The organism is Neisseria sp. P0008.S004 (assembly GCF_051962755.1).
Taxonomy (GTDB): Bacteria; Pseudomonadota; Gammaproteobacteria; order Burkholderiales; family Neisseriaceae; genus Neisseria; species Neisseria subflava_A.
In genome coordinates this window covers 219,617-240,934 of sequence record NZ_JBQCUZ010000004.1, presented here as the reverse complement: position 1 = coordinate 240,934, position 21,318 = coordinate 219,617, and the positions used below count along the sequence as shown (strand labels likewise).

The 21,318-nt window shown below is 50.0% G+C and carries 17 protein-coding genes; 11 read left to right on the top strand and 6 right to left on the bottom strand.

Going from position 1 to position 21,318, the window contains the following annotated elements; genetic code table 11:
* Positions 1-11: 11 nt before the first annotated feature.
* The 5 genes from uvrC to gshA form a co-directional block, all read right to left on the bottom strand.
* A complete protein-coding gene (gene uvrC / locus ACTHSW_RS06210; RefSeq protein ID WP_107810882.1) occupies positions 12-1,853 on the bottom strand; it encodes an excinuclease ABC subunit UvrC in 1,842 nt (613 codons plus the stop codon).
* A gap of 65 nt (positions 1,854-1,918) precedes the next feature.
* Positions 1,919-4,690 carry a DNA gyrase subunit A gene (gene gyrA, locus ACTHSW_RS06205; RefSeq protein ID WP_440373794.1) on the bottom strand — a complete coding sequence of 924 codons (2,772 nt, stop codon included), beginning with the start codon at positions 4,688-4,690 and terminating at the stop codon, positions 1,919-1,921.
* Between the two features lie 127 nt (positions 4,691-4,817).
* The gene (locus tag ACTHSW_RS06200; RefSeq protein WP_070461892.1) at positions 4,818-5,300 is read right to left on the bottom strand and encodes an acyl-CoA thioesterase; all 483 of its coding nucleotides are present in this window, start codon (positions 5,298-5,300) and stop codon (positions 4,818-4,820) included.
* A 117-nt stretch (positions 5,301-5,417) separates the two neighbouring features.
* On the bottom strand, positions 5,418-6,488 hold the full coding sequence (corA, locus tag ACTHSW_RS06195; protein ID WP_070461889.1) for a magnesium/cobalt transporter CorA: 1,071 nt from the start codon (positions 6,486-6,488) through the stop codon (positions 5,418-5,420).
* A 101-nt stretch (positions 6,489-6,589) separates the two neighbouring features.
* Positions 6,590-7,948, bottom strand: coding sequence for a glutamate--cysteine ligase (gene gshA, locus ACTHSW_RS06190; protein ID WP_070461887.1), 1,359 nt, complete (start codon positions 7,946-7,948; stop codon positions 6,590-6,592).
* A gap of 264 nt (positions 7,949-8,212) precedes the next feature.
* On the opposite strand from gshA, the gene leuC reads away from it, so the two are divergent.
* The 7 genes from leuC to leuB all read left to right on the top strand — a co-directional run bounded on the left by leuC (position 8,213) and on the right by leuB (position 13,725).
* Entirely contained in the window at positions 8,213-9,622 is a 1,410-nt protein-coding gene (gene leuC, locus ACTHSW_RS06185; RefSeq protein ID WP_070461883.1) for a 3-isopropylmalate dehydratase large subunit, read from the top strand.
* A gap of 124 nt (positions 9,623-9,746) precedes the next feature.
* Positions 9,747-10,001 (top strand): hypothetical protein, encoded by a 255-nt coding sequence (locus ACTHSW_RS06180; protein WP_070461881.1) that lies wholly within the window; start codon positions 9,747-9,749, stop codon positions 9,999-10,001.
* A gap of 103 nt (positions 10,002-10,104) precedes the next feature.
* A complete protein-coding gene (locus tag ACTHSW_RS06175; protein WP_070461879.1) occupies positions 10,105-10,470 on the top strand; it encodes a VOC family protein in 366 nt (121 codons plus the stop codon).
* Between the two features lie 48 nt (positions 10,471-10,518).
* Positions 10,519-11,160, top strand: coding sequence for a 3-isopropylmalate dehydratase small subunit (leuD, locus tag ACTHSW_RS06170; RefSeq protein WP_003677355.1), 642 nt, complete (start codon positions 10,519-10,521; stop codon positions 11,158-11,160).
* A 64-nt stretch (positions 11,161-11,224) separates the two neighbouring features.
* Positions 11,225-11,671, top strand: coding sequence for a YhcH/YjgK/YiaL family protein (locus tag ACTHSW_RS06165; RefSeq protein ID WP_070461877.1), 447 nt, complete (start codon positions 11,225-11,227; stop codon positions 11,669-11,671).
* A gap of 53 nt (positions 11,672-11,724) precedes the next feature.
* On the top strand, positions 11,725-12,588 hold the full coding sequence (locus tag ACTHSW_RS06160) for a DUF1444 family protein (RefSeq protein WP_070461875.1): 864 nt from the start codon (positions 11,725-11,727) through the stop codon (positions 12,586-12,588).
* Between the two features lie 66 nt (positions 12,589-12,654).
* Positions 12,655-13,725, top strand: coding sequence for a 3-isopropylmalate dehydrogenase (gene leuB, locus ACTHSW_RS06155; RefSeq protein WP_004520344.1), 1,071 nt, complete (start codon positions 12,655-12,657; stop codon positions 13,723-13,725).
* Positions 13,726-13,849: 124 nt separating this feature from the next.
* On the opposite strand, the gene ACTHSW_RS06150 is transcribed toward leuB, so the two are convergent.
* Positions 13,850-15,259 carry a DEAD/DEAH box helicase gene (locus tag ACTHSW_RS06150; protein ID WP_070461873.1) on the bottom strand — a complete coding sequence of 470 codons (1,410 nt, stop codon included), beginning with the start codon at positions 15,257-15,259 and terminating at the stop codon, positions 13,850-13,852.
* Between the two features lie 336 nt (positions 15,260-15,595).
* Here ACTHSW_RS06150 and ACTHSW_RS06145 point away from each other — a divergent pair, with 336 nt between their 5' ends.
* The 4 genes from ACTHSW_RS06145 (at position 15,596) to rep (ending at position 21,086) form a co-directional block, all read left to right on the top strand.
* On the top strand, positions 15,596-16,540 hold the full coding sequence (locus ACTHSW_RS06145; RefSeq protein WP_070461871.1) for a class I SAM-dependent methyltransferase: 945 nt from the start codon (positions 15,596-15,598) through the stop codon (positions 16,538-16,540).
* Positions 16,541-16,652: 112 nt separating this feature from the next.
* Complete coding sequence (locus tag ACTHSW_RS06140) at positions 16,653-17,834, top strand: aspartate aminotransferase family protein (RefSeq protein ID WP_070461869.1); 1,182 nt, start codon at positions 16,653-16,655, stop codon at positions 17,832-17,834.
* 225 nt (positions 17,835-18,059) lie between these two features.
* A complete protein-coding gene (locus tag ACTHSW_RS06135) occupies positions 18,060-18,995 on the top strand; it encodes a dihydroorotate oxidase (RefSeq protein WP_004520335.1) in 936 nt (311 codons plus the stop codon).
* A 90-nt stretch (positions 18,996-19,085) separates the two neighbouring features.
* Positions 19,086-21,086 carry a DNA helicase Rep gene (gene rep / locus ACTHSW_RS06130; RefSeq protein WP_070461867.1) on the top strand — a complete coding sequence of 667 codons (2,001 nt, stop codon included), beginning with the start codon at positions 19,086-19,088 and terminating at the stop codon, positions 21,084-21,086.
* Positions 21,087-21,318 lie beyond the last annotated feature (232 nt).

Sequence of the window (21,318 nt, the reverse complement as noted above, 5' to 3'; positions counted from 1 at the left end):
CTTCAAGCCAATCAGTGCAGATGCTCGTAAATGGTTTCCGCCAATGCTTTGCTGATGCCTTCAACTTTTTCCAAGTCCTCGCGGCTGGCCGCAATCACGCCGCGCAAACCGCCGAATCGGGTGAGCAATGCTTGGCGGCGTTTGCTGCCGATACCGGGGATTTCGCTGAGTGAGGAAGTAACGCGTGCTTTGTCGCGTTTTTTGCGGTGGCCTGTGATGGCAAAGCGGTGCGACTCATCGCGTACGGTTTGCAATAAATGCAAGGCCGGGCTGTTGGGCGGCAGGCGGAAGACTTCGCCGGTAAAAGGCAGTATGAGTTCTTCCATGCCGGCTTTGCGCTCGGGGCCTTTGGCGATACCGACCAAAGGTATATGCAGCCCAAGTTCTTCCCATACCGATACGGCTACGCCGATTTGCCCTTTGCCGCCGTCAATCAACACGACATCCGGCCATTTGACGACCTCGCCATTGGCTTCGGCTTCCTGCATTTTGCCGTAACGGCGCGTCAGGACTTCGCGCATGGCGGCGTAGTCGTCGCCAGGCTTGGCGGTCGTGATGTTGTAGCGGCGGTATTGCGAAGGCTGGATGTTTTGCTCATCGTACACAACACAAGACGCAATAGTAGCCTCGCCTTGTGTGTGGCTGATATCGAAACATTCAAGGCGGTTGAGGCCGTCTGAATCCATGCCGAGGATTTTGGTCAGTTCATCAATGCGGTGTTGCTGGCTGCTTTGTTGCAGGCGGCGTTGTGCAATCGCCATTTGTGCATTTTGTTCCGCCATTTTCAACCAGACTTTGCGTTCGCCTATGGTTTTGGTGACAAACTGCATCTGCTTGCCGTGTTCGCCCTCCAAAGCCTCTTTCAGCGCATCGGGAACGGGAAAGTTGCTGATAATGATGTCGGGTTTGCTTTTACCCAAATAATGTTGGGCGACAAAGGCTTCGGCGTAATCTTGTCCGTTTGGCTCGGGATCGTTTTTGGTGTCGGGGAAAAAGCTTTTGTCGCCTACATGCCGTCCGCCGCGGATGCTGACCCAGTGTACGCAAACCAGGCCGTCTGAAACCGCCAGCGCGAGCAAATCGATATCGTTGGGATTGTTCGGATTTTTGCTGTCGATAAACTGATTACTCTGCATGATGCCGAGTGCTTGAATTTGATCGCGGTAACGGGCGGCTTCTTCAAATTGCAGATTAGCGGCAGCGGTTTGCATTTTGTGTTGCAAGGTGCGCGTCAGTTCGTCGGTTTTACCATTGAGAAAAGTCGCGGCCTCGCGCACGCTGTCACGATAATCTTCTTCGCTGATGTGGCCGACACAGGGCGCGGTGCAGCGTTTGATTTGGTACAGCAGACAAGGACGGTCGCGATGCTCGAATACGCTGTCTTCACAGGTACGCAGCATAAAGACTTTTTGCAACACTTGAATGCTGTCGCGCACGGCATTGCTGTTGGGATACGGGCCGAAATATTGATTGGGCTTTTTCAGCGTGCCGCGGTAATACGCCATTTGCGGATATTGATGGCCGCTGAGCATCAAATAAGGATAGCTTTTGTCATCGCGGAAAAGGATATTGTATTTCGGCGACAAGGCTTTGATAAAGTTGTTTTCGAGAATCAGCGCTTCGGCTTCGGAACGCGTGATGGTGGTTTCGATATGGTGAACCTGTTTTACCATCAATGCGATGCGCGGCGAATGGTCGTTTTTTTGGAAATAGCTGGAAACGCGCCGCTTGAGATTGACCGCTTTGCCGACATACAAAACATTGTTGTCTTCGTCAAAAAAACGGTACACGCCCGGCAGATTGGGCAGATTTTTCAGAAAAAGAGGTAAATCGAACGGTTCGGTTGCGCTCACGGGGATTTTCTTTTGGAATAAGCAGGCCGTCTGAAAACTTTTCAGACGGCCTTTTTCATTGACGTTTAAGATTCTTGAGACGGAGTATCTTCAGCTTCTACCACTTGGTTTTCAACTGCATCGCTTTCTAAAGCGGCTTCATCTTCAGCCTCTTCGGCCACACGCTCCAAGCTGACTAGAGTTTCACCTTCGTCCAGATTAATCAGGCGGACACCTGCGGCAGCACGGCCGGTCTCGCGAATCTGCTCAACTTTGGTACGAATCAGGACGCCGCCACTGGTAATCAGCATCAGGTCGTCGGTTTCACTGACCAAAGTTGCGGCAACCAAATCGCCGTTGCGCTCGCCGGTATTGATAGCGATATTGCCTTGGCCGCCTTTGTTTTTACGGCTGTAATCGGCAATTGGGGTGCGTTTGCCATAGCCGTTGGCGGTAGCAGTCAATACTTGCAAATCGCTTTGCTCGGCTTCAGGGGCGAAGGTAATCAGGCTGACAATCTTGCCATCGGCCGGCAGGCGCATACCGCGCAAACCGCCGCTACCGCGACCGGACGGACGGACACCGTGTTTGCCGCTTGGCAATGCGTTTTCGGCATTTTCATCATCCAGGCCGTCTGAATCTTCGTTTTCGGTTTCGATATCGGCATCTTCTACTTCATCGTTACCGGATTTTTCCCAAAATTCGTTAAAGCGGATGGCCTTGCCCAAGTTGGAGAACAACATAATGTCGTCCGCACCACCAGTTTGCGCTGCACCGACCAAGTAATCGCCTTCTTTAAGCGCGATGGCTTTAATACCTTGGCTGCGGACGTTTTTAAACGCAGACAGCTGGACTTTTTTCACCATGCCTTGTGCGGTGGCGAAGAAGACGTATTGGTCTTCGGGGAATTCGCGGACGGCCAAGATGGCGCTGACTTTTTCGCCTTCTTCCAATTGGATAACGTTGTTAATCGGACGACCGCGGCTATTACGGCCACCTTCCGGCAGTTTGTACACTTTAATCCAATGGCACTTGCCCAAATTGGTAAAGCACATCAAATAATCATGCGTATTGGCAACAAACAGGGTTTCGATAAAGTCTTCGTCTTTGGTTGCCGCTGCCTGTTTGCCGCGGCCGCCGCGACGCTGCGCCTGATAATCGGTAGTCGGCTGGGTTTTGATGTAGCCGCCATGAGTCAGGGTAACGACCATTTCGCGTTGCGGAATCAGGTCTTCATCGGCGATATCGCCGCCAAACGGATTGATTTCGCTGCGACGCTCATCGCCAAAGTTGGCTTTGATGTCTGCCAATTCTTCGCGGATGATTTGGGTAACGCGCTCAGGTTTGGAAAGAATATCCACGAAATCAATGATTTTGCTCATCAGGTTTTTATATTCGCCGACAATTTCTTCCTGATCGAGACCGGTCAGGTTACGCAAGCTCATGCGCAAAATGGCATCGGCTTGCAATTCGCTCAGATAATAGCCTTGGCTGTGCAGACCCAAATTCTCTGGCAAGCCTTCAGGGCGCATCATATGCAGGTCTAAATCCGTGCGGCTGAGCATGTCTTCAACCAAGCTGCTGCGCCATGGGCGGGACAGCAGTTTTTCTTTGGCTTCCGGCGCATTGGCAGATTCTTTGATCAGACGGATGATTTCGTCGATATTGGACAAAGCAACTGCTTTACCTTCGGCAATATGGCCTTCATGACGCGCTTTTTTCAGGCGGAACAAAGTACGACGGGTAACGACTTCGCGACGGTGGCGCAGGAACTCGGACAGGATTTGTTTCAAGTTCAGCAAACGCGGCTGGCCGTCAACCAAGGCCACCATGTTGATACCGAAGCTGTCTTGCAGCTGGGTCAGTTTGTAGAGTTGGTTCAAAACGACTTCGGCATTTTCATTGCGTTTCAATTCAATCACGACACGCATACCGGATTTATCGGACTCGTCGCGCAAGTCGGATACGCCTTCCAACGTTTTTTCGCGTACCAACTCGCCGATTTTCTCAACCAGCTTGGCTTTGTTTACTTGATATGGGATTTCATCGATAACGATGGCTTCGCGTTCGCCGTTTTTACCGATAGGCTCGATATGGGTTTTACCGCGCATCACTACACGGCCGCGGCCGGTTTTATAGCCTTCGCGCACGCCACTCAAGCCGTAAATAGTTGCGCCAGTTGGGAAATCGGGCGCTTGGATAATGTTGATCAGCTCGTCGATTTCAGTTTCAGGCTCGTCCAACAAACGCAGGCAGGCATTGATGGTATCGCCCAAATTGTGCGGCGGGATATTGGTTGCCATACCGACGGCAATACCGGACGAACCATTGACTAACAGCGCTGGGAAACGGGTCGGCAACACCAGCGGCTCATGTTCGCTGCCGTCATAGTTGGGGCCGAAGTTGACGGTTTCTTCTTCAATATCCGCCAGCATTTCATGGGAAATTTTTTCCATGCGGATTTCGGTATAACGCATGGCTGCTGCAGCCAAGCCGTCGACAGAACCAAAGTTGCCCTGACCGTCAATCAGCACATAACGCATGGAGAAGTCTTGTGCCATGCGGACGATTGTGTCGTAAACGGCTGTATCGCCGTGAGGGTGGTATTTACCGATGACGTCGCCGACGATACGCGCCGATTTTTTATAGGCGGAATTCCAGTTATTTTTCAACTCGTGCATCGCGTACAACACGCGGCGGTGTACCGGCTTGAGACCGTCACGGACATCCGGCAGGGCTCGTCCCACAATCACGCTCATGGCGTAATCGAGGTAGCTCTTGCGCATTTCGTCTTCAAGGCTGACAGGCAGGGTTTCAAGTGCAAATTTATGGTCGTTGCGGATGGTTGCGTCGGTCATGATTATCTGTAATTTCGTATGGCAAAAATCTTGTTGATTCTACCACAAAACAAGCGGTTTATGGCTTTTGCGTGAAGGCCGTCTGAAACAGGATTTCAGACGGCCTTCGTTATTTAATAAATTCAATTTAGTTGCTGCAAGAATCTTCATCGGAAGCCTGCAAGCTCAATGCTTTGCGCTTTTTAGCCTTTTCATAACGGCAACGTTGGCGCGGTGTATTGATTTCCAAAGGTGGCACGGCAACCGGCTTGCCGTCTTCTACGGCAACCATGGTGAAGTAGCAGCTGTTGGTATGGCGCACTTCACCGGTGCGGATGTTTTGCGCTTCTACACGGATGCCAACTTCCATAGAAGTGCGGCCGGTGTAGTTAATGCTGGCGTAAAAGGTTACCAGTTCGCCGACATGGATAGGCTCTTTAAACAAAACTTTATCGACAGACAAGGTAACGCAGTAGTTGCCGCTGTATCGGCTGGCACAGGAATAAGCGACTTGGTCGAGCAAGCGCAATAATTCGCCACCGTGGACGTTGCCGCTGAAGTTTGCCGTATCCGGCATCATCAGCTCGGACATGATGAGTTCGTGAGAAGGAAGTTGGCGTGCTTGTTCCATGGTTTGACCTCTTGAAGTGGTTTGTTTTTAAGGCCGCCTGTTATTTCAGACGGCATGTTTTGTAGGAATTTTGATTCTACCGTTTTTGAGTGGAAAAATTCAATCTGCCACACCTGATCATAACCATTTTCTACGCGAAAAGAAAATCAGCAGTCCGATGATGATGCACAGCATCACACCCAAAACCATGAAATAGCCGTAATGCCAATGCAGCTCGGGCATATTGTCGAAGTTCATGCCGTAGATACCGGTGATGACGGTCAGCGGCATAAAGATGATGGTGATAACCGTCAACACGCGCATTTGCTGGTTCATGCGGTTGGATTGGAAGGAAAGGTAAATGTCCATCATGCTCAACACCATATCACGCGAGGCATCAAGCGATTCGATAAGCTGCATATTGTGGTCGTACACATCGCGCAGATAGACGGTCGATTCGCCTTTGAAAATGGCAAAATCGCCGCGTACGGCCAGTTGGTAGAACACGTCGCGCAATGGCAAAAGCGTGCGCCGCAGACGGACGGCATCGCGCTTGAGGCGGTGAATCTTACTGAGAATATCGCTGTTTTCATTTTTAAACAGGGACTTGTCTATCGCTTCGACACGGTTGTTGTACGACTCCAAAACGATGAAATAGTCGTCCACAATACGGTCAAGCAGACAATACGCCAGAAACGCCGTGTTTTTGTTCAAAATATTGTGCGGATTTTCGTGCATCTGCCGGCGCAGATGACTGAACAAGCCCAACGGTTTTTGTTGGAAAGACAACACAAAATCTTTGCCGATAATCACATACACTTGGTCGGAATGGAGCTTGCCTGTAGTTGTGTAATGGTAAACCTGTGCGGCAGTAAAAACATAGCTGCCGTAGTCTTCAATTTTCGGACGTTGCTTGCGGCTGAGAATATCTTCAATAACCAGCTCATGGATGCCGTAAGGCTCAAGCGCATGTTTGAGCAAGGCAACATCATTGATGCCGACAAAATGCAGCCAGTTGATTTGGCCTTCTTGCGGACGGGTAATATCAGGCAAGTTTTTCCCGGCAAGATAATCATACTGAACAAAGGTATCGGCGGAATACAGGGTTTGATGGATGGCAGAGCGCGGCGCATTGTCGGTATTGCTGCGCTGCATGGCTTGGTCTTGCAGAATGTCGGTTGTCTCAACTGGATTGGCTGGTTTGCTCATAAAAATAAATCATGTTTTTTAGTTAGAATGAATTGTACAGACAGAAAAGGCCGTCTGAAAACAAATTTTCAGACGGCCTGACAATATCGATCAACGCTTTATTAGGCTTGAGGCGCGGTTTTCTCCAACTCCAATGCGGCAGCAAGCAAGGACAGGCGCGCCATTACGCCGTAAACGTAGAGGCGGTTGTGTTCATTGTCCACGTCGCAGTCTTTTTCGGAGCGCGGCATACCGAGCGAATCCCATTGTTCAAATACGCGTTTGCAGGCTTCAGGCGCTTCTTGGGAGTTGTCGCCGTTACCGGTAGGGATGCTGTTGGACAGCGGAACAAACACCATACCGCCGGCATTGAGGTTTTCGTCTGCACCACGGCCTTCGTGTACACGGAAGAAGCCGCCGATAACGAAACGGTCCATCATATAAACGACGGGTTCGCACACGGCGCCGTTCATGGTTTCGTAGGTATAAATACCTTCTTGGACAATGACTTCACTGACTTCCAAACCTTCTTTGACTTTTGCCATTTTATTGCGGTTTTTACGGTTCAATCCGCGCACTTCATCGGCAGATTTAACGCTCATCACGCCCATGCCGTAAGTGCCTGCGTCGGCTTTCACAATAACGAAAGGCTGGTCAGTAATACCCAATTCATCGTATTTGGCTTGAATTTTCGCCAATACGCGTTCTACCGCGCCTGCCAACGCATCTTCGCCTTCACGCTCTTGGAAATCCAAACCGCTGATTTTTTCAAAATAAGGATTGATTTGCCATTCGTCGATGTCAATCAACTTGGCAAAGTCGGCAGCAACTTGGTTGTACGCGCCGAAATGTTCGGTTTTACGGCGAGTCGTCCAGCCGCCGTGCAATGGAGGCAAAACGGTTTGACTGATATCTTTAAGGATTTCAGGAACACCCCCTGACAAGTCATTGTTCAACAAAACAACGCAAGGCGAGAAACCGTCTGCGAGATGTACACGCTCACGGGTACGCAATAAAGGCTCAAGCAAAATTTTGTCGCCCAATGCGGTTTCAAACTCGGTTGGCTCAGTCACTTCTGGATTCAAGCTGCCCAAGCGCACTTCGTATCCTGCCGAACGCAAAATCTCGCTGAGGGCGTAAACATTTTGCAGATAGAATGTGTTACGCGTGTGGTTTTCAGGAATAATCAATACGGATTTGGCCGTTTCACAGGCGCGCTGTACCGCATCCTGCGCGGCAACCGCCGCCAGCGGGATAAAGTTGGGATTCAAATTATTGAAGCCGCCTGGAAACAGGTTCATATCGATAGATGAAATTTTGTAACCGGCATTACGGATGTCAACCGAACCATAAAATGGCGGACGGTGTTCGTTCCAATGCGAACGGAACCATGCTTCGATTTTGGCATGATTGGCAAGGACTTTTTTCTCAAATTCCCGTAATTGAGTCAGATGCTCAGGAGCCATTACCGGTAATTTCATTCTCTATACCTCTTGGTAAGTGTGGATGTTGAGTGAGAATGATAGAACTTTTTAGTGCATTTCGACAAGTATTCTTTCAGATAAGATGCATCTTTTTGTCAACAATTCTACAATTTGTCTAATTTTTGATAAGTTTTTTTGAAACTTTACAACAAATTTTAAAAATTGGACAAATTCCTATTGCGCAGCCCCTATAAAAAGCCTAAAATCCGCCCATAAACGCAAACCATCATTCATACCTACCAATAGCAAAGAATACTCATCATGAGCGCACAAACCCTTTACGATAAACTTTGGAACAGCCACGTCGTCCGCGAAGAAGAAGACGGCACTGTCCTGCTTTACATCGACCGCCACCTGGTTCACGAAGTAACCAGCCCGCAAGCATTTGAAGGCTTGAAAATGGCCGGCCGCAAACTCTGGCGTATCGACAGCGTAGTCTCCACAGCCGACCACAACACCCCGACCGGCGACTGGCACAAAGGTATTCAAGACCCGATTTCCAAACTGCAAGTCGATACTTTGGACAAAAACATTAAAGAGTTTGGCGCACTCGCCTACTTCCCGTTTATGGATAAAGGCCAAGGCATTGTGCACGTTATGGGCCCGGAACAAGGAGCCACCCTGCCCGGCATGACCGTCGTCTGCGGCGACTCACACACTTCTACCCACGGCGCATTCGGCGCATTGGCGCACGGTATCGGCACTTCCGAAGTCGAACACACCATGGCGACCCAGTGCATTACCGCAAAAAAATCCAAATCCATGCTGATTTCCGTTGAAGGCTGTCTGAAACCCGGTGTTACCGCCAAAGACGTAGCACTTTATATCATCGGTCAAATCGGTACGGCCGGCGGTACAGGCTACGCCATCGAATTTGGCGGCGAAGCCATCCGCAGCCTTTCCATGGAAGGCCGCATGACCTTGTGCAATATGGCGATTGAAGCCGGTGCGCGCTCAGGCATGGTTGCCGTTGACCAAACCACCATCGACTATGTAAAAGGCAAACCTTTCGCACCTAAAGGCGAAGCATGGGACAAAGCCGTTGAATACTGGCGTACGCTGGTGTCTGACGAAGGCGCAGTATTCGATAAAGAATACCACTTCAAAGCCGAAGACATCGAGCCTCAAGTGACTTGGGGCACATCGCCTGAAATGGTTTTAGACATCAGTGGCAAAGTGCCTAATCCTGCCGAAGAAGCCGATCCAGTCAAACGCAGCGGCATGGAACGCGCCCTTGAATACATGGGCTTGGAAGCCGGTACGCCATTAAACGAAATCCCTGTCGATATCGTCTTTATCGGTTCTTGCACCAACAGCCGTATCGAAGACTTGCGCGAAGCCGCCGCTATCGCCAAAGGCCGCAAAAAAGCGGACAATGTACAACGCGTATTGATTGTTCCCGGCTCCGGTTTGGTTAAAGAACAGGCAGAAAAAGAAGGCTTGCACGAAGTATTTATCGAAGCCGGTTTTGAATGGCGTGAACCGGGCTGCTCTATGTGCCTCGCCATGAATGCCGACCGCCTGACCCCGGGACAACGTTGCGCCTCCACCTCCAACCGTAACTTTGAAGGCCGTCAAGGCAACGGCGGACGCACTCACCTCGTCAGCCCTGCCATGGCAGCCGCAGCCGCAGTGACCGGCTACTTTACAGACATCCGCACTATGGCTTAAAGTATTTTCAGACGGCCTTTATTGATCAGGCCGTCTGAAACAATACCTTGCCCAAGTAAATTTTCCTATTGCGCAAAACGTCCGAAAACCTTCTCAATCATTGATAACTTGAAAGGAATCTAGTATGAAAAAACTGTTTGCATTGGCTGCCGCAGCCCTTATCCTGTCAGCTTGTTCCAGCACTTGGTCCGGCGCAAAAAACGATGCCAACCGCAATTGGGACAAAACCAAAGAGACTGCCGAGCGCGTAGCCGATAAAACCAAAGAAACCGCAGAACACGTTGCCGACAAAACCGGCGAAGCCGTTAAAAAAGGCGGCAATGCAGTAGGCCGTGGCATGAGCCATGTTGGTAACAAAATTGAAGCCGCTACCGAATAATTCGGTAAATCAGGCCGTCTGAAGCTCCTGACTCCGTTTCAGACGGCCTGATACATTATTAATTTTTCAGACATTTTCACGATTCCAAGCAAAGGAAGAAACAATGAGTAATCCGTCAAGCTGGTTTGGTATTCACGCTCATGATTTGGATCGCGCCAAAGCATTTTACGAATCCGTATTCGACAAGCCCCTGCAAGACGTTGGCGGCAACGGATTCCGTTTCATCATTTTCCCAGCCGATTACACCCAACACGGTACGGCCGGCATGATTTGGCACGACAGCAACGCCCAGCCCGGCCACGGCGGTACAACCATTTTCTTTAATTGCCCGGATTGTGCCGAAACAGCAGAAAAAGCCGTTGCAGCAGGCGGCAAACTATTACAAGAGAAATTCCGCATTGCCAACGGCTTTGCAGCCTTTATCGAAGATACAGAAGGCAACCGAATCGGTTTGCACAGCACATGCTAACCCGAATAGCCATAAAATAATTTCCCATTATTACTATAAGAATCTGACATGAAAGCCTTTACCAAAATTACCGCCATCGTTGCCCCGCTCGACCGCAGCAACGTCGACACCGATGCCATCATCCCCAAACAATTTCTGAAATCCATCAAACGCAGCGGCTTCGGCCCCAATGCCTTTGATGAATGGCGTTACCTCGACCACGGCGAACCTGGCATGGACAACAGCAAACGTCCGTTAAACCCGGATTTCTCCCTGAACCAGCCACGCTATCAAGGCGCACAAATCCTGTTGACGCGTAAAAACTTCGGTTGCGGCTCTTCACGCGAACACGCCCCTTGGGCATTGGACGACTACGGCTTCCGCGCCGTCATCGCCCCCAGCTTTGCCGACATCTTCTTCAACAACTGCTACAAAAACGGCCTTTTGCCTATCGTTTTGACAGAAGAACAGGTTGACCAGCTTTTCAAAGAAGTTGAAGCCAACGAAGGCTATCAGCTCTCCATCGACCTTGCCGAGCAAACCCTGACCACTCCTAGCGGCGAAACATTCACATTCGACATTACCGAACACCGCAAACACTGCCTCTTAAACGGCTTGGACGAAATCGGCCTGACCCTGCAACACGCTGACGAAATTCACGCCTTTGAAGAAAAACGCCGCCAAAGCCAGCCTTGGCTGTTTAACGGTTGATATACAAAAGGCCGTCTGAAAAATTTAAGTGTTTCAGACGGCCTTTAATCTACAAAAATATACCATGATTACCGACACCATAAGCAATGCCACCCGCTACGCCGCCTTGCATCCCGACTTTGCCGAAGCCTTCCATCTGTTGCAGACCTTGGATTTTACCAAGCTGCCGGACGGTCAAGTGCCATGCGAGAATCCCAATATCCGTATTTTTATCGGCAGCGAGCCGATGAGGACTAAAGGCAAAGCCCAGCCAGAAGCGCACTCAAAACATATTGATATTCAAACACCGATTGATGGCAGCGAAACGTATGGCTGGATAGACAGAGGCCGTCTGAAAAACGGTTTAGGCTACAACGAAAAGCGCGATATCGAATTTTTCGACTGTGAACCGGAAACATGGCTGACCTTGGAGCCCGGCGAATTTGCGCTATTTTTCCCGAATGATGCGCATGCCCCATTGATCGGCGACAGGGCGAACATACGCAAAGTTGTTTTTAAAATCCGTGTTTAAACCGAACGTCTATAATTTTTCAGACGGCCTTATCCCCTTATTCAGGACACAATATGTCTTTTTTCAGCAGGTTGTTCCGCTCCAAACCTAAATTAATGACTTGGCAGGAATTTGTCGAATACTTTGCCCGTCGCATCCAAGAAGAATTGGATCTTGAGGCGAAAATCGACTGGGGTGAAAATATTGCTTCTTCGCCCATCATTGTCCAGTTTTCCGAAGACGATGAAGCATCGTTCAGCACATATTTGAGCAACCATTACACAAGTTATCTGCAAAATCCCGAGGCCTTGGAAGCTATTGTTGCAGCTAATTTAGCAGTTATCGATAAGATTCAGGACGCTGATGCCAGTGTTTCAGCACAACAAATTCTTCCGACGATTAAAAATACGATTTATCTGGAAAATGCCAGACTGATTACAAATACGGACGAAGCCGAACCTGACGATTACCTGGTATACAAACCGATTGCCGGCGATATCATGTTGCTTTATATGGTGGATACGGAAGAATCCATGCATACGCTCAATCGTGAGCATATGAAAGAGGCCGGTATTGAAGATGAGGACGCCTTGTATCGTACCGCCATGGATAATCTGCGCCAACGAATGAATGGACGTGTTCAAATTCATCATGCCGAAGGTTGGTCATTGGCTCAAATCCATTTGGACAACGACTATGATGCTTCCCTGATTTTGCTTTTGGACGAAGTACTTAAAGACGATCCTATGCTGCCGGCCAACCCCGTTTTTGCAGTCCCGGCACGCAACGCCCTGCTCGTTTGCAGCCCGTCCGATGAAGAGGCTTTGCAGGCGATGGCAAATATTGCCCTGCAGGCATTTGAAGACTCTGCCTACGCGATTTCTACCCAGCTTTACCAGTACCATAATGGTACAATCAGCGTTTTCAGAGCAAATTGATTTAAGGCCGTCTGAAAAACAGACGACCTGCCCTTTACCTAAAACCTTCCCATAAGGAAACCCGAAATGACCAAACATATCGCTATCTTGCGCGGCGACGGCATCGGCCCTGAAATCGTTGCAGAAACCGTCCGCGTACTCGACAAACTTATCGAACAAGGTTTGGATGTCAGCTACGAATACGCGCCTTTGGGCGGCGAAGCCTATGACGAATACGGCCATCCTTATCCAGAATTCACGCAAAACCTTTGCCGTAAAGCCGATGCGGTACTGCTTGGTGCAGTCGGTTCTCCTCAATACGACAATCTCGACCGTCCATTGCGCCCTGAGCGCGGATTGTTGGCCATCCGTAAAGACTTGAATCTGTTTGCTAATTTGCGCCCTGCCATTTTGTATAAAGAGCTGGCCAATGCTTCCACTCTGAAACCGGAAATCGTAGCCGGCCTCGACATCCTTATCGTACGCGAACTGACCGGCGATATTTACTTTGGCGAGCCGCGCGGCATCCGTGTTTTGGAAAACGGCGAACGCGAAGGCTACAACACCATGAAATACAGCGAAAGCGAAATCCGCCGTATTGCCCACGTTGCCTTCCAATCCGCCCAAAAACGCAGCAAAAAAGTCTGCTCCGTAGGCAAAGCCAACGTTTTGGAAACCACCGAACTGTGGCGCGAAATCTTTGAAGAAATCGGCAAAGAATACCCTGATGTCGAGCTTTCCCATATGTACGTCGACAACGCCGCCATGCAGTTGGTACGCGCGCCCAAACAATTTGACGTGATTGCTACCGGCAACATCTTCGGCGATATCCTCTCTGACGAAGCCTCCATGCTGACCGGCTCCATCGGTATGCTGCCTTCCGCTTCTTTGGACGAAAACGGCAAAGGCCTGTACGAACCGTCTCACGGCTCTGCTCCTGACATTGCCGGTCAAAACAAAGCCAATCCGCTGGCAACCGTTTTGTCCCTCGCTATGTTGTTGCGCTACAGCCTGAACGACGAAGCACGCGCGCAACAAGTCGAAAACGCCGTACAAAAAGTACTGCAACAAGGCTTGCGTACCGGCGATATTTACGAAGAAGGTACCAAACTGGTTTCCTGCTCAGAAATGGGCGATGCCGTATTGGCTGCTTTGTAAGAGGCCGTCTGAAAAAGCGTGGGATCAATCCCGCGCTTTTTTATATGCGAAACTTGAAACCATAAAAAAGGGCGTGTTTTCACACGCCCTTATGTTTTTTCAGACGGCCTTAAGATTGAAAAAATTAACCTCTTTTATGTTTGCCGCCAAAGCTGTCGTTAGACTTGCGCTTGCCTTTAAAGCCTTCGCCGCCTTTTTTGAAACCGTCAGACTTCTTGAAACCGTCTTTCTTAAAGCCATCTTTCTTGAAACCGTCTTTTTTATGGCCTTCGCCGTGAGCTTTACCGCCGAAACCTTCTTTAGCCGGTTTCTTATCACCACGCCAGCCGCCGGATTTACGATCGCCCCAGCCGCCTTTACCTTTCGGTTTGCCACCGGCAGATTTGCGTTTACGTGTCGGCTCCATGCCTTCGATGGTCAGCTCAGGTAATTTGCGGCCGATGTATTTTTCAATTTTGTGTACTTTGACGTATTCGTTCACTTCGGCAAAAGTAATCGCAATACCGGTACGGCCAGCGCGGCCGGTACGGCCGATGCGGTGAACGTAGTCTTCAGCCTGTTTCGGCAAGTCGTAGTTGATAACGTGGGTAATGGTTGGTACGTCGATACCACGTGCGGCTACATCGGTGGCAACCAAAATTTTGCAGCGGCCTTTGCGCAAGTCCATCAGCGTACGGTTACGCCAGCCTTGCGGCATATCGCCGTGCAGGCAGTTGGCGGAAAAACCTTTTTCATACAATTCATCCGCGATGACTTCGGTCATGGCTTTGGTGGACGTGAAAATCACACATTGATCGATATTGGCATCGCGCAAGATGTGGTCGAGCAGGCGGTTTTTGTGGCGCATATCGTCGCAGTACAGCAGCTGCTCTTCGATTTTGCCTTGATCATCCACACGCTCAACTTCGATGGTTTCAGGGTCTTTGGTCAGTTTGCGCGCCAGTTTGCCCACTGCGCCGTCCCAAGTGGCAGAGAACAACAAAGTCTGACGGTCGCTCGGCGTTGCTTCAACGATGGTTTCGATGTCGTCGATAAAGCCCATGTCCAACATACGGTCGGCTTCGTCCAGAATCAGCACTTCCAAACGTTCAAAATCAACTTTGCCGCTCTGCATCAAGTCCATCAGACGACCCGGAGTAGCGACAATCAGGTCAACCGGTTTGCTCAAAGCACGGGTTTGGTAGCCGAAAGATGCGCCGCCTACAATGCTGACAGTACGGAACCAACGCATATTTTTAGCATACGCCAACGCGTTTTTTTCCACCTGAGCCGCTAGTTCGCGGGTCGGAGTCAACACCAAAGCGCGTGGGCCTTTGCCCGGTTTTTCGCTGCGCTTGGTCAGTTTTTGCAAAGTCGGCAGCAGGAAGGCTGCGGTTTTGCCTGAACCGGTTTGTGCCGAAGCCATAATGTCGCGGCCGTCCAAAGCAAACGGAATCGCTTGCGCCTGAATCGGGGTCGGGCTTTCATAACCCTCGCTGCTTACGGCAGACAAAATGTTTTTATCAAGGTTCAAATCGGCAAATTTAATAGACATATCTATCCTAAGAGACAACAACGCGCACGCCTGAACAATTTCAGACGACCTGAAGCAAAGGAAAGTAACGATACGGGAAATGTGAAGTTACAGGGTTGTCGCAAGCATCTTGCTTGTGGTTAACATCGACGACAACCTGCACAGAAAAGGCTTTGCAAATATGCAAGCAATAAAAGAAACGCGCCCGAAACGGCGGTTTAGGTTGGATGACGATGGCTTCGTATCAAAAGGCGAATGGCGGATAATATAGATTTTATGGATAACAGTCAAGCAAAAAGGCATCAAGTGCGTTAAAATCCAACCCCTTCCCAATACTTATTCAGGCCGTCTGAAACCATGACCGACATTACCCCCTTTGCCAACCGCTTAGGTAAAAACATCAAACATCTTATGAAATGGGCCAAACGCAACAATATCGAAGCCTGGCGCATTTACGACCGCGATATTCCCCAATTTCCCTTTGCCGTCGATGTTTACGGCGACCAAATCCATCTTCAGGAATACGATACCGGCTGGCTGATGCAGCCCGAAGAATACGAAGCATGGCTTGCCGATGTATTGGAAGCCATCGGTTTTGTGACCGGTTTTGCGCCCGAACAAATCCACCTCAAACGCCGAGAACGTCAAAAAGGTTTACAACAATACGAGAAAACCGGCAAAACCGGCGACGATTTCGTCATCACTGAAAACGGCCGCAAGTTTTGGGTCAACCTCGACAAATACCTCGATACCGGCCTTTTCCTCGACCACCGCAACACGCGCAAAAAAGTCGGCGAAACCGCAGCGGGTAAACGCTTCCTCAACCTGTTTTCCTACACAGGCAGCTTTACCGTCTATGCCGCAACCGGGGGCGCGGTATCCAGCGAAACCGTCGATTTATCCAACACTTATCTCGAGTGGGCAAAACGCAATTTCGAACTTAACGGCATCGACTCCGAACAACACAAAATCGTCCGCGCCGACGTGTTCCAATACCTGCAAAACGCCACCGCCGAAGGCAAACAGTTCGACCTTATCGTCATGGATCCGCCCAGCTTCTCCAACAGCAAAAAGATGCTCGACATCCTCGACATCCAGCGCGACCACAAAAAGTTGATTGACGGCGCGATGAACCTGCTCGCTTCAGACGGTCTTTTGTACTTCTCCAACAACTTGCGCAGCTTCGTCTTGGACGATTCGGTATCGGAACAATACGCCGTCAAAGACATTTCCAAACAATCCGTTCCCGACGATTTCCGCAACAAGAAAATCCATCAGTGTTGGGAAATCAAGCATAAATAAACATCAGGCCGTCTGAAAGCCAGTTTTCAGACGGCCTGATTGCCATATTGAATCTCTCAATCAATAAGCGCATAATTGAAGAAATTGTTGACAATATTAAAAGGAAAAGAACATGCAAAACTACCTGACGCCCAATTTCTCATTCGCCCCCATGATTCCGGAACGCGCGATCGGCAGCCGGGTTTGGGATACCGAAGGACGAGAGTACATTGACCTGTCAGGCGGTATTGCTGTGAACGCGCTGGGTCATTGCCATCCCGATTTGGTCGCAACCTTGGCCGAGCAGTCGCAAAAACTCTGGCACATTTCTAATATCTACACCACCCAACCGGCGCAAGAATTGGCCCAAAAACTGGTCGAAAACACCTTTGCCGACAAAGTATTTTTCTGTAACTCCGGTGCGGAAGCCAATGAAGCCGCGCTGAAACTGGCGCGCAAATACGGCCGCGATCATTTTGGCGAACACAAAACCGAAATCATCTCCTGCCTCAACAGCTTCCACGGTCGCACCCTGTTTACCGTATCCGTCGGCGGCCAGCCCAAATACAGCAAAGACTACGCGCCGCTGCCGGCCGGCATTACCCACGTTCCATTTAACGATATTGCCGCATTGGAAGCAGCCATCGGCGACAAAACCTGCGCCGTGATTATCGAGCCGATTCAGGGCGAAAGCGGCATCCTGCCTGCTACCCAAGAATATCTGCAAGCCGCACGCCGTTTATGCGACAAACAAGGCGCATTGCTGATTTTGGACGAAGTGCAAACCGGCATGGGTCATACGGGCAAACTGTTTGCCTACGAGCATTACGGCGTAACACCCGATATCCTCAGCTCCGCCAAAGCCTTGGGCGGCGGCTTCCCGATTGGCGCGATTCTGACAACCGATAAAATCGCCCCAACCTTCGGCCCCGGAACACATGGCTCGACCTTCGGCGGCAACCCAATGGCGTGTGCCGTCGGCAGTTGCGCATTCGACATCATCAATGCCCCCGAAACATTGGCACACGTTAAACAACAAGGCCAAAAACTTCAGACGGCATTGCGTGAATTGGGCGAAAAAACCGGCGTATTTAAAGAAGTCCGCGGCATGGGCTTGCTGCTCGGCTGCGTGTTGGCAGACAAATACGAAGGCAAGGCATCGGAAATCACTGCCGCCGCTTTAAAACACGGCCTGATGGTACTGGTTGCCGGTGCCAATGTGGTGCGCTTTGCTCCCAGCCTGCTGCTGAACGATGAAGACATGGCCGAAGGCTTGAAACGTTTTGAAGCGGCCTTAGCCGAATGGTTGGCCTGATTTTTAAAACCCAATATTCAAATCAGCCGACAGCTTTTGGTTCTATTAATTCCATATAGTAAAGACCGTCTGAAAGACTATTTGAGTTTTTCAGACGGCCTTTTTTCAATATTGAAAACAACATCCGCCTACATGCTTTGTCATTTGATGTTTGTTAAAAATCGTACCGCCTCTTCGTGTTACGCTTGGCAAACAATTTGATTTTGCGAAGAAAAGGAGCAGGAGATGGTATCGTTGAAAACCCAAATCGCCGGTTTTTCTTTTGACAACTGCCTGATGAACGCGGCCGGTGTGTCATGCATGACTGTTGAGGAATTAGAAGCAGTCAGACAGTCTTCGGCAGGCACTTTCATTACCAAGACCGCAACGCTTACCCCTCGTCAAGGCAACCCCGAGCCGCGTTATCGGGACGTCCCTCTCGGCAGCATCAATTCGATGGGCTTGCCGAATCAAGGCATCGATTACTATCTGGATTACCTGCTTACCCTTCAAGAGTCTCAGCCGGAACGGACATTTTTCCTATCACTGGTCGGCCTGTCGCCCGGCGAAACACATATCCTGTTGGAAAAGGTGCAAAATAGCGGGTTTAACGGTATTACCGAACTCAACCTATCCTGCCCAAACGTCGCCGGCAAACCGCAAATTGCCTACGACTTTGAAACCACCGAGATGATTTTGGATAATGCCTTTACCTACTTCGACAAGCCCTTGGGCATCAAATTGCCGCCGTATTTCGATATTGCCCATTTCGATCAAGCGGCGAAAGTGTTCAACCGCTATCCCCTAAAATTCGTCAACTGTGTCAACTCCATCGGCAACGGCATGTATATCGAAGACGAATCCGTCGTGATCCGCCCGAAAAACGGCTTCGGCGGCATAGGCGGCCAATACATTAAACCGACCGCGCTCGCCAATGTCCACGCGTTCTATCAAAGACTGGATCCATCTATCCAAATTATCGGCACAGGCGGCGTTTACAGCGGCCGGGATGCTTTTGAACACATCTTGTGCGGCGCAAGCATGGTGCAGATCGGCACGGCACTACACCAGCAAGGTGTGGACATTTTTGAACGGGTTTCCCTTGAATTAAAAGCCATCATGGCGCAAAAAGGCTACGAAAAACTGGAAGACTTCAAAGGCAAATTGAAATATTTTTCATAAGGTTTACTCTAAAAAACGCCCAAGGCCGTCTGAAAATTTCAGACGGCCTTGTTGTATAATTGCTCCCCACATTACCCGTCTTCCCCTTCAATGAAACTCAACCCCCAACAGCAAGCCGCAGTCAAATATCTAGGCGGCCCCCTACTCGTGCTTGCCGGCGCTGGCAGCGGTAAAACCGGCGTGATTACGCAAAAAATCAAACATTTGATTGTCAATGTCGGCTATCTGCCGCATACCGTTGCCGCGATTACCTTCACCAATAAAGCCGCCACGGAAATGCAGGAGCGCGTCGCCAAAATGCTGCCCAAATCGCAAACGCGCGGGCTGACGATTTGCACGTTCCACTCTTTGGGCATGAAGATTTTGCGTGAAGAGGCGAACCATATCGGTTACAAAAAAAACTTCTCCATCCTCGATTCCACCGACAGCGCAAAAATCATCGGCGAACTTTTGGGCGGTACGGGAAAAGAAGCCTTATTCAAAGCGCAGCATCAGATTTCCCTGTGGAAAAACGATTTGAAAACGCCCGAAGACGTGCTTCAGACGGCCTCTAATGTGTGGGAAGAGCAAACAGCACGCGTCTATGCGAGCTATCAGGAAACCCTGCAAAGCTATCAGGCGGTGGACTTCGACGACTTAATCCGTCTGCCCGCCGTGCTGTTGCAGCAAAACAGCGAAGTGCGCAACAAATGGCAGCGGCGGCTGCGTTATCTGTTGGTTGACGAATGTCAGGACACCAACACCTGCCAATTTACGCTGATGAAGCTGCTGACCGGCGCGGAAGGTATGTTTACTGCCGTCGGCGACGACGACCAGTCCATCTACGCATGGCGCGGCGCGAACATGGAAAACCTGCGCAAAATGCAGGAAGACTATCCACAGATGAAGGTTATCAAATTGGAGCAAAACTACCGCTCCACCACGCGGATTCTCAAAATCGCCAACAAAGTCATCGAAAACAACCCCAAGCTGTTCACGAAAAAACTTTGGTCGCAGTTCGGCGAAGGCGAAATCGTCAAAGTCGTTGCCTGCCAAAACGAGCAACACGAAGCCGACTGGGTCGTCAGCCAAATCGTCAAACAGAAGCTGGTCGGTGGCGACAAAACCCAATACGCCGATTTCGCCGTGTTATACCGCGGCAACCATCAGGCGCGGATTTTTGAAGAAGCCTTGCGCAGCGCGCGCGTTCCTTACCAACTCTCCGGCGGGCAGAGTTTTTTCGACAAAGCCGAAATCAAAGACGTGTTGTCCTATTTGCGCCTGCTTGCCAATCCCAACGACGATCCCGCCTTCCTTCGCGCTGTAACCACGCCCAAACGCGGCATCGGCGATGTAACGCTGGGCAAACTCAATACCTACGCGCACGAACACGAATGCAGCCTGTATGAAGCCGCGCAAACCGAAGAAGCGCTTGCCCTGTTGAACCATACCAACCGCCAACACCTGCAAGCCTTCATGGATATGATTGAAAGCTACCGCGCCAAAGCCGAAACCAGCGAAGCAGGCGAGCTTATTCATAACTTGCTGAAAGAAATCGACTACGAAAACCACCTGTTGGCCAACGAAGAAGGTAAAGCAGGCGAAATCAAATGGCGCAACGTTACCGACCTGACCGGCTGGCTGGAACGCAAAGGCGAGCAAGACGGTAAAAACATCATCGAGCTTGCCCAAACCATCGCCCTGATGACGCTTTTGGAAGGCAAAAGCGAAGAAGAAGTCGATGCCGTCAAACTCTCTACCCTGCACGCCTCCAAAGGCTTGGAATATCCCTACGTTTTCCTTGTCGGTTGCGAAGAAGGCATCTTGCCGCATAATGACAGTATAGAAGAAGACAATGTCGAAGAAGAACGCCGCCTGATGTACGTCGGCATTACCCGTGCCAAACGCCAACTTACGCTGACCCACTGCCTCAAACGTAAAAAGCAAGGCACATGGCAGTTCCCCGAGCCGAGCCGCTTTATAGACGAAATGCCGCAGGAAGACATCAAAATCCTAGGCCGCAAAGGCGGCGAGCCGATTGTGAGCAAGGAAGAAGGAAAAAGTAATCTGGCGTGTTTACTGGATATGCTGGGAAATAAAAGAAAAGGATAAAGCAAGGCCGTCTGAAAACAGGATTTCAGACGGCCTTATTGTCAGCAAAATGTCAAAGTCAACAATCAAATAATTTTTACTTTATACCTTTGTGCCCATCTATTCCCATTCCTCCCGATTCTTCAAAAATAAACAAAAATAATCGAATAATCAGGTACAAAATAAAAAATCAAGTGACACGATTGCTCCATTCCTCTTCAATTTACAAGCAAAAATTGTCAACACTTGAAGT

Excerpts from the sequence above, each read along its gene's own strand:
- ACTHSW_RS06175 (WP_070461879.1), top strand. The coding sequence starts at position 10,105 with ATGAGTAATCCGTCAAGCTGGTTTGGTATTCACGCTCATGATTTGGAT.
- ACTHSW_RS06140 (WP_070461869.1), top strand. The coding sequence starts at position 16,653 with ATGCAAAACTACCTGACGCCCAATTTCTCATTCGCCCCCATGATTCCG.
- ACTHSW_RS06150 (WP_070461873.1), bottom strand. The coding sequence starts at position 15,259 with ATGTCTATTAAATTTGCCGATTTGAACCTTGATAAAAACATTTTGTCT.
- ACTHSW_RS06165 (WP_070461877.1), top strand. The coding sequence starts at position 11,225 with ATGATTACCGACACCATAAGCAATGCCACCCGCTACGCCGCCTTGCAT.
- leuB (WP_004520344.1), top strand. The coding sequence starts at position 12,655 with ATGACCAAACATATCGCTATCTTGCGCGGCGACGGCATCGGCCCTGAA.
- ACTHSW_RS06145 (WP_070461871.1), top strand. The coding sequence starts at position 15,596 with ATGACCGACATTACCCCCTTTGCCAACCGCTTAGGTAAAAACATCAAA.
- leuD (WP_003677355.1), top strand. The coding sequence starts at position 10,519 with ATGAAAGCCTTTACCAAAATTACCGCCATCGTTGCCCCGCTCGACCGC.
- rep (WP_070461867.1), top strand. The coding sequence starts at position 19,086 with ATGAAACTCAACCCCCAACAGCAAGCCGCAGTCAAATATCTAGGCGGC.
- gshA (WP_070461887.1), bottom strand. The coding sequence starts at position 7,948 with ATGAAATTACCGGTAATGGCTCCTGAGCATCTGACTCAATTACGGGAA.
- ACTHSW_RS06200 (WP_070461892.1), bottom strand. The coding sequence starts at position 5,300 with ATGGAACAAGCACGCCAACTTCCTTCTCACGAACTCATCATGTCCGAG.
- ACTHSW_RS06160 (WP_070461875.1), top strand. The coding sequence starts at position 11,725 with ATGTCTTTTTTCAGCAGGTTGTTCCGCTCCAAACCTAAATTAATGACT.
- gyrA (WP_440373794.1), bottom strand. The coding sequence starts at position 4,690 with ATGACCGACGCAACCATCCGCAACGACCATAAATTTGCACTTGAAACC.
- ACTHSW_RS06135 (WP_004520335.1), top strand. The coding sequence starts at position 18,060 with ATGGTATCGTTGAAAACCCAAATCGCCGGTTTTTCTTTTGACAACTGC.
- leuC (WP_070461883.1), top strand. The coding sequence starts at position 8,213 with ATGAGCGCACAAACCCTTTACGATAAACTTTGGAACAGCCACGTCGTC.
- corA (WP_070461889.1), bottom strand. The coding sequence starts at position 6,488 with ATGAGCAAACCAGCCAATCCAGTTGAGACAACCGACATTCTGCAAGAC.
- ACTHSW_RS06180 (WP_070461881.1), top strand. The coding sequence starts at position 9,747 with ATGAAAAAACTGTTTGCATTGGCTGCCGCAGCCCTTATCCTGTCAGCT.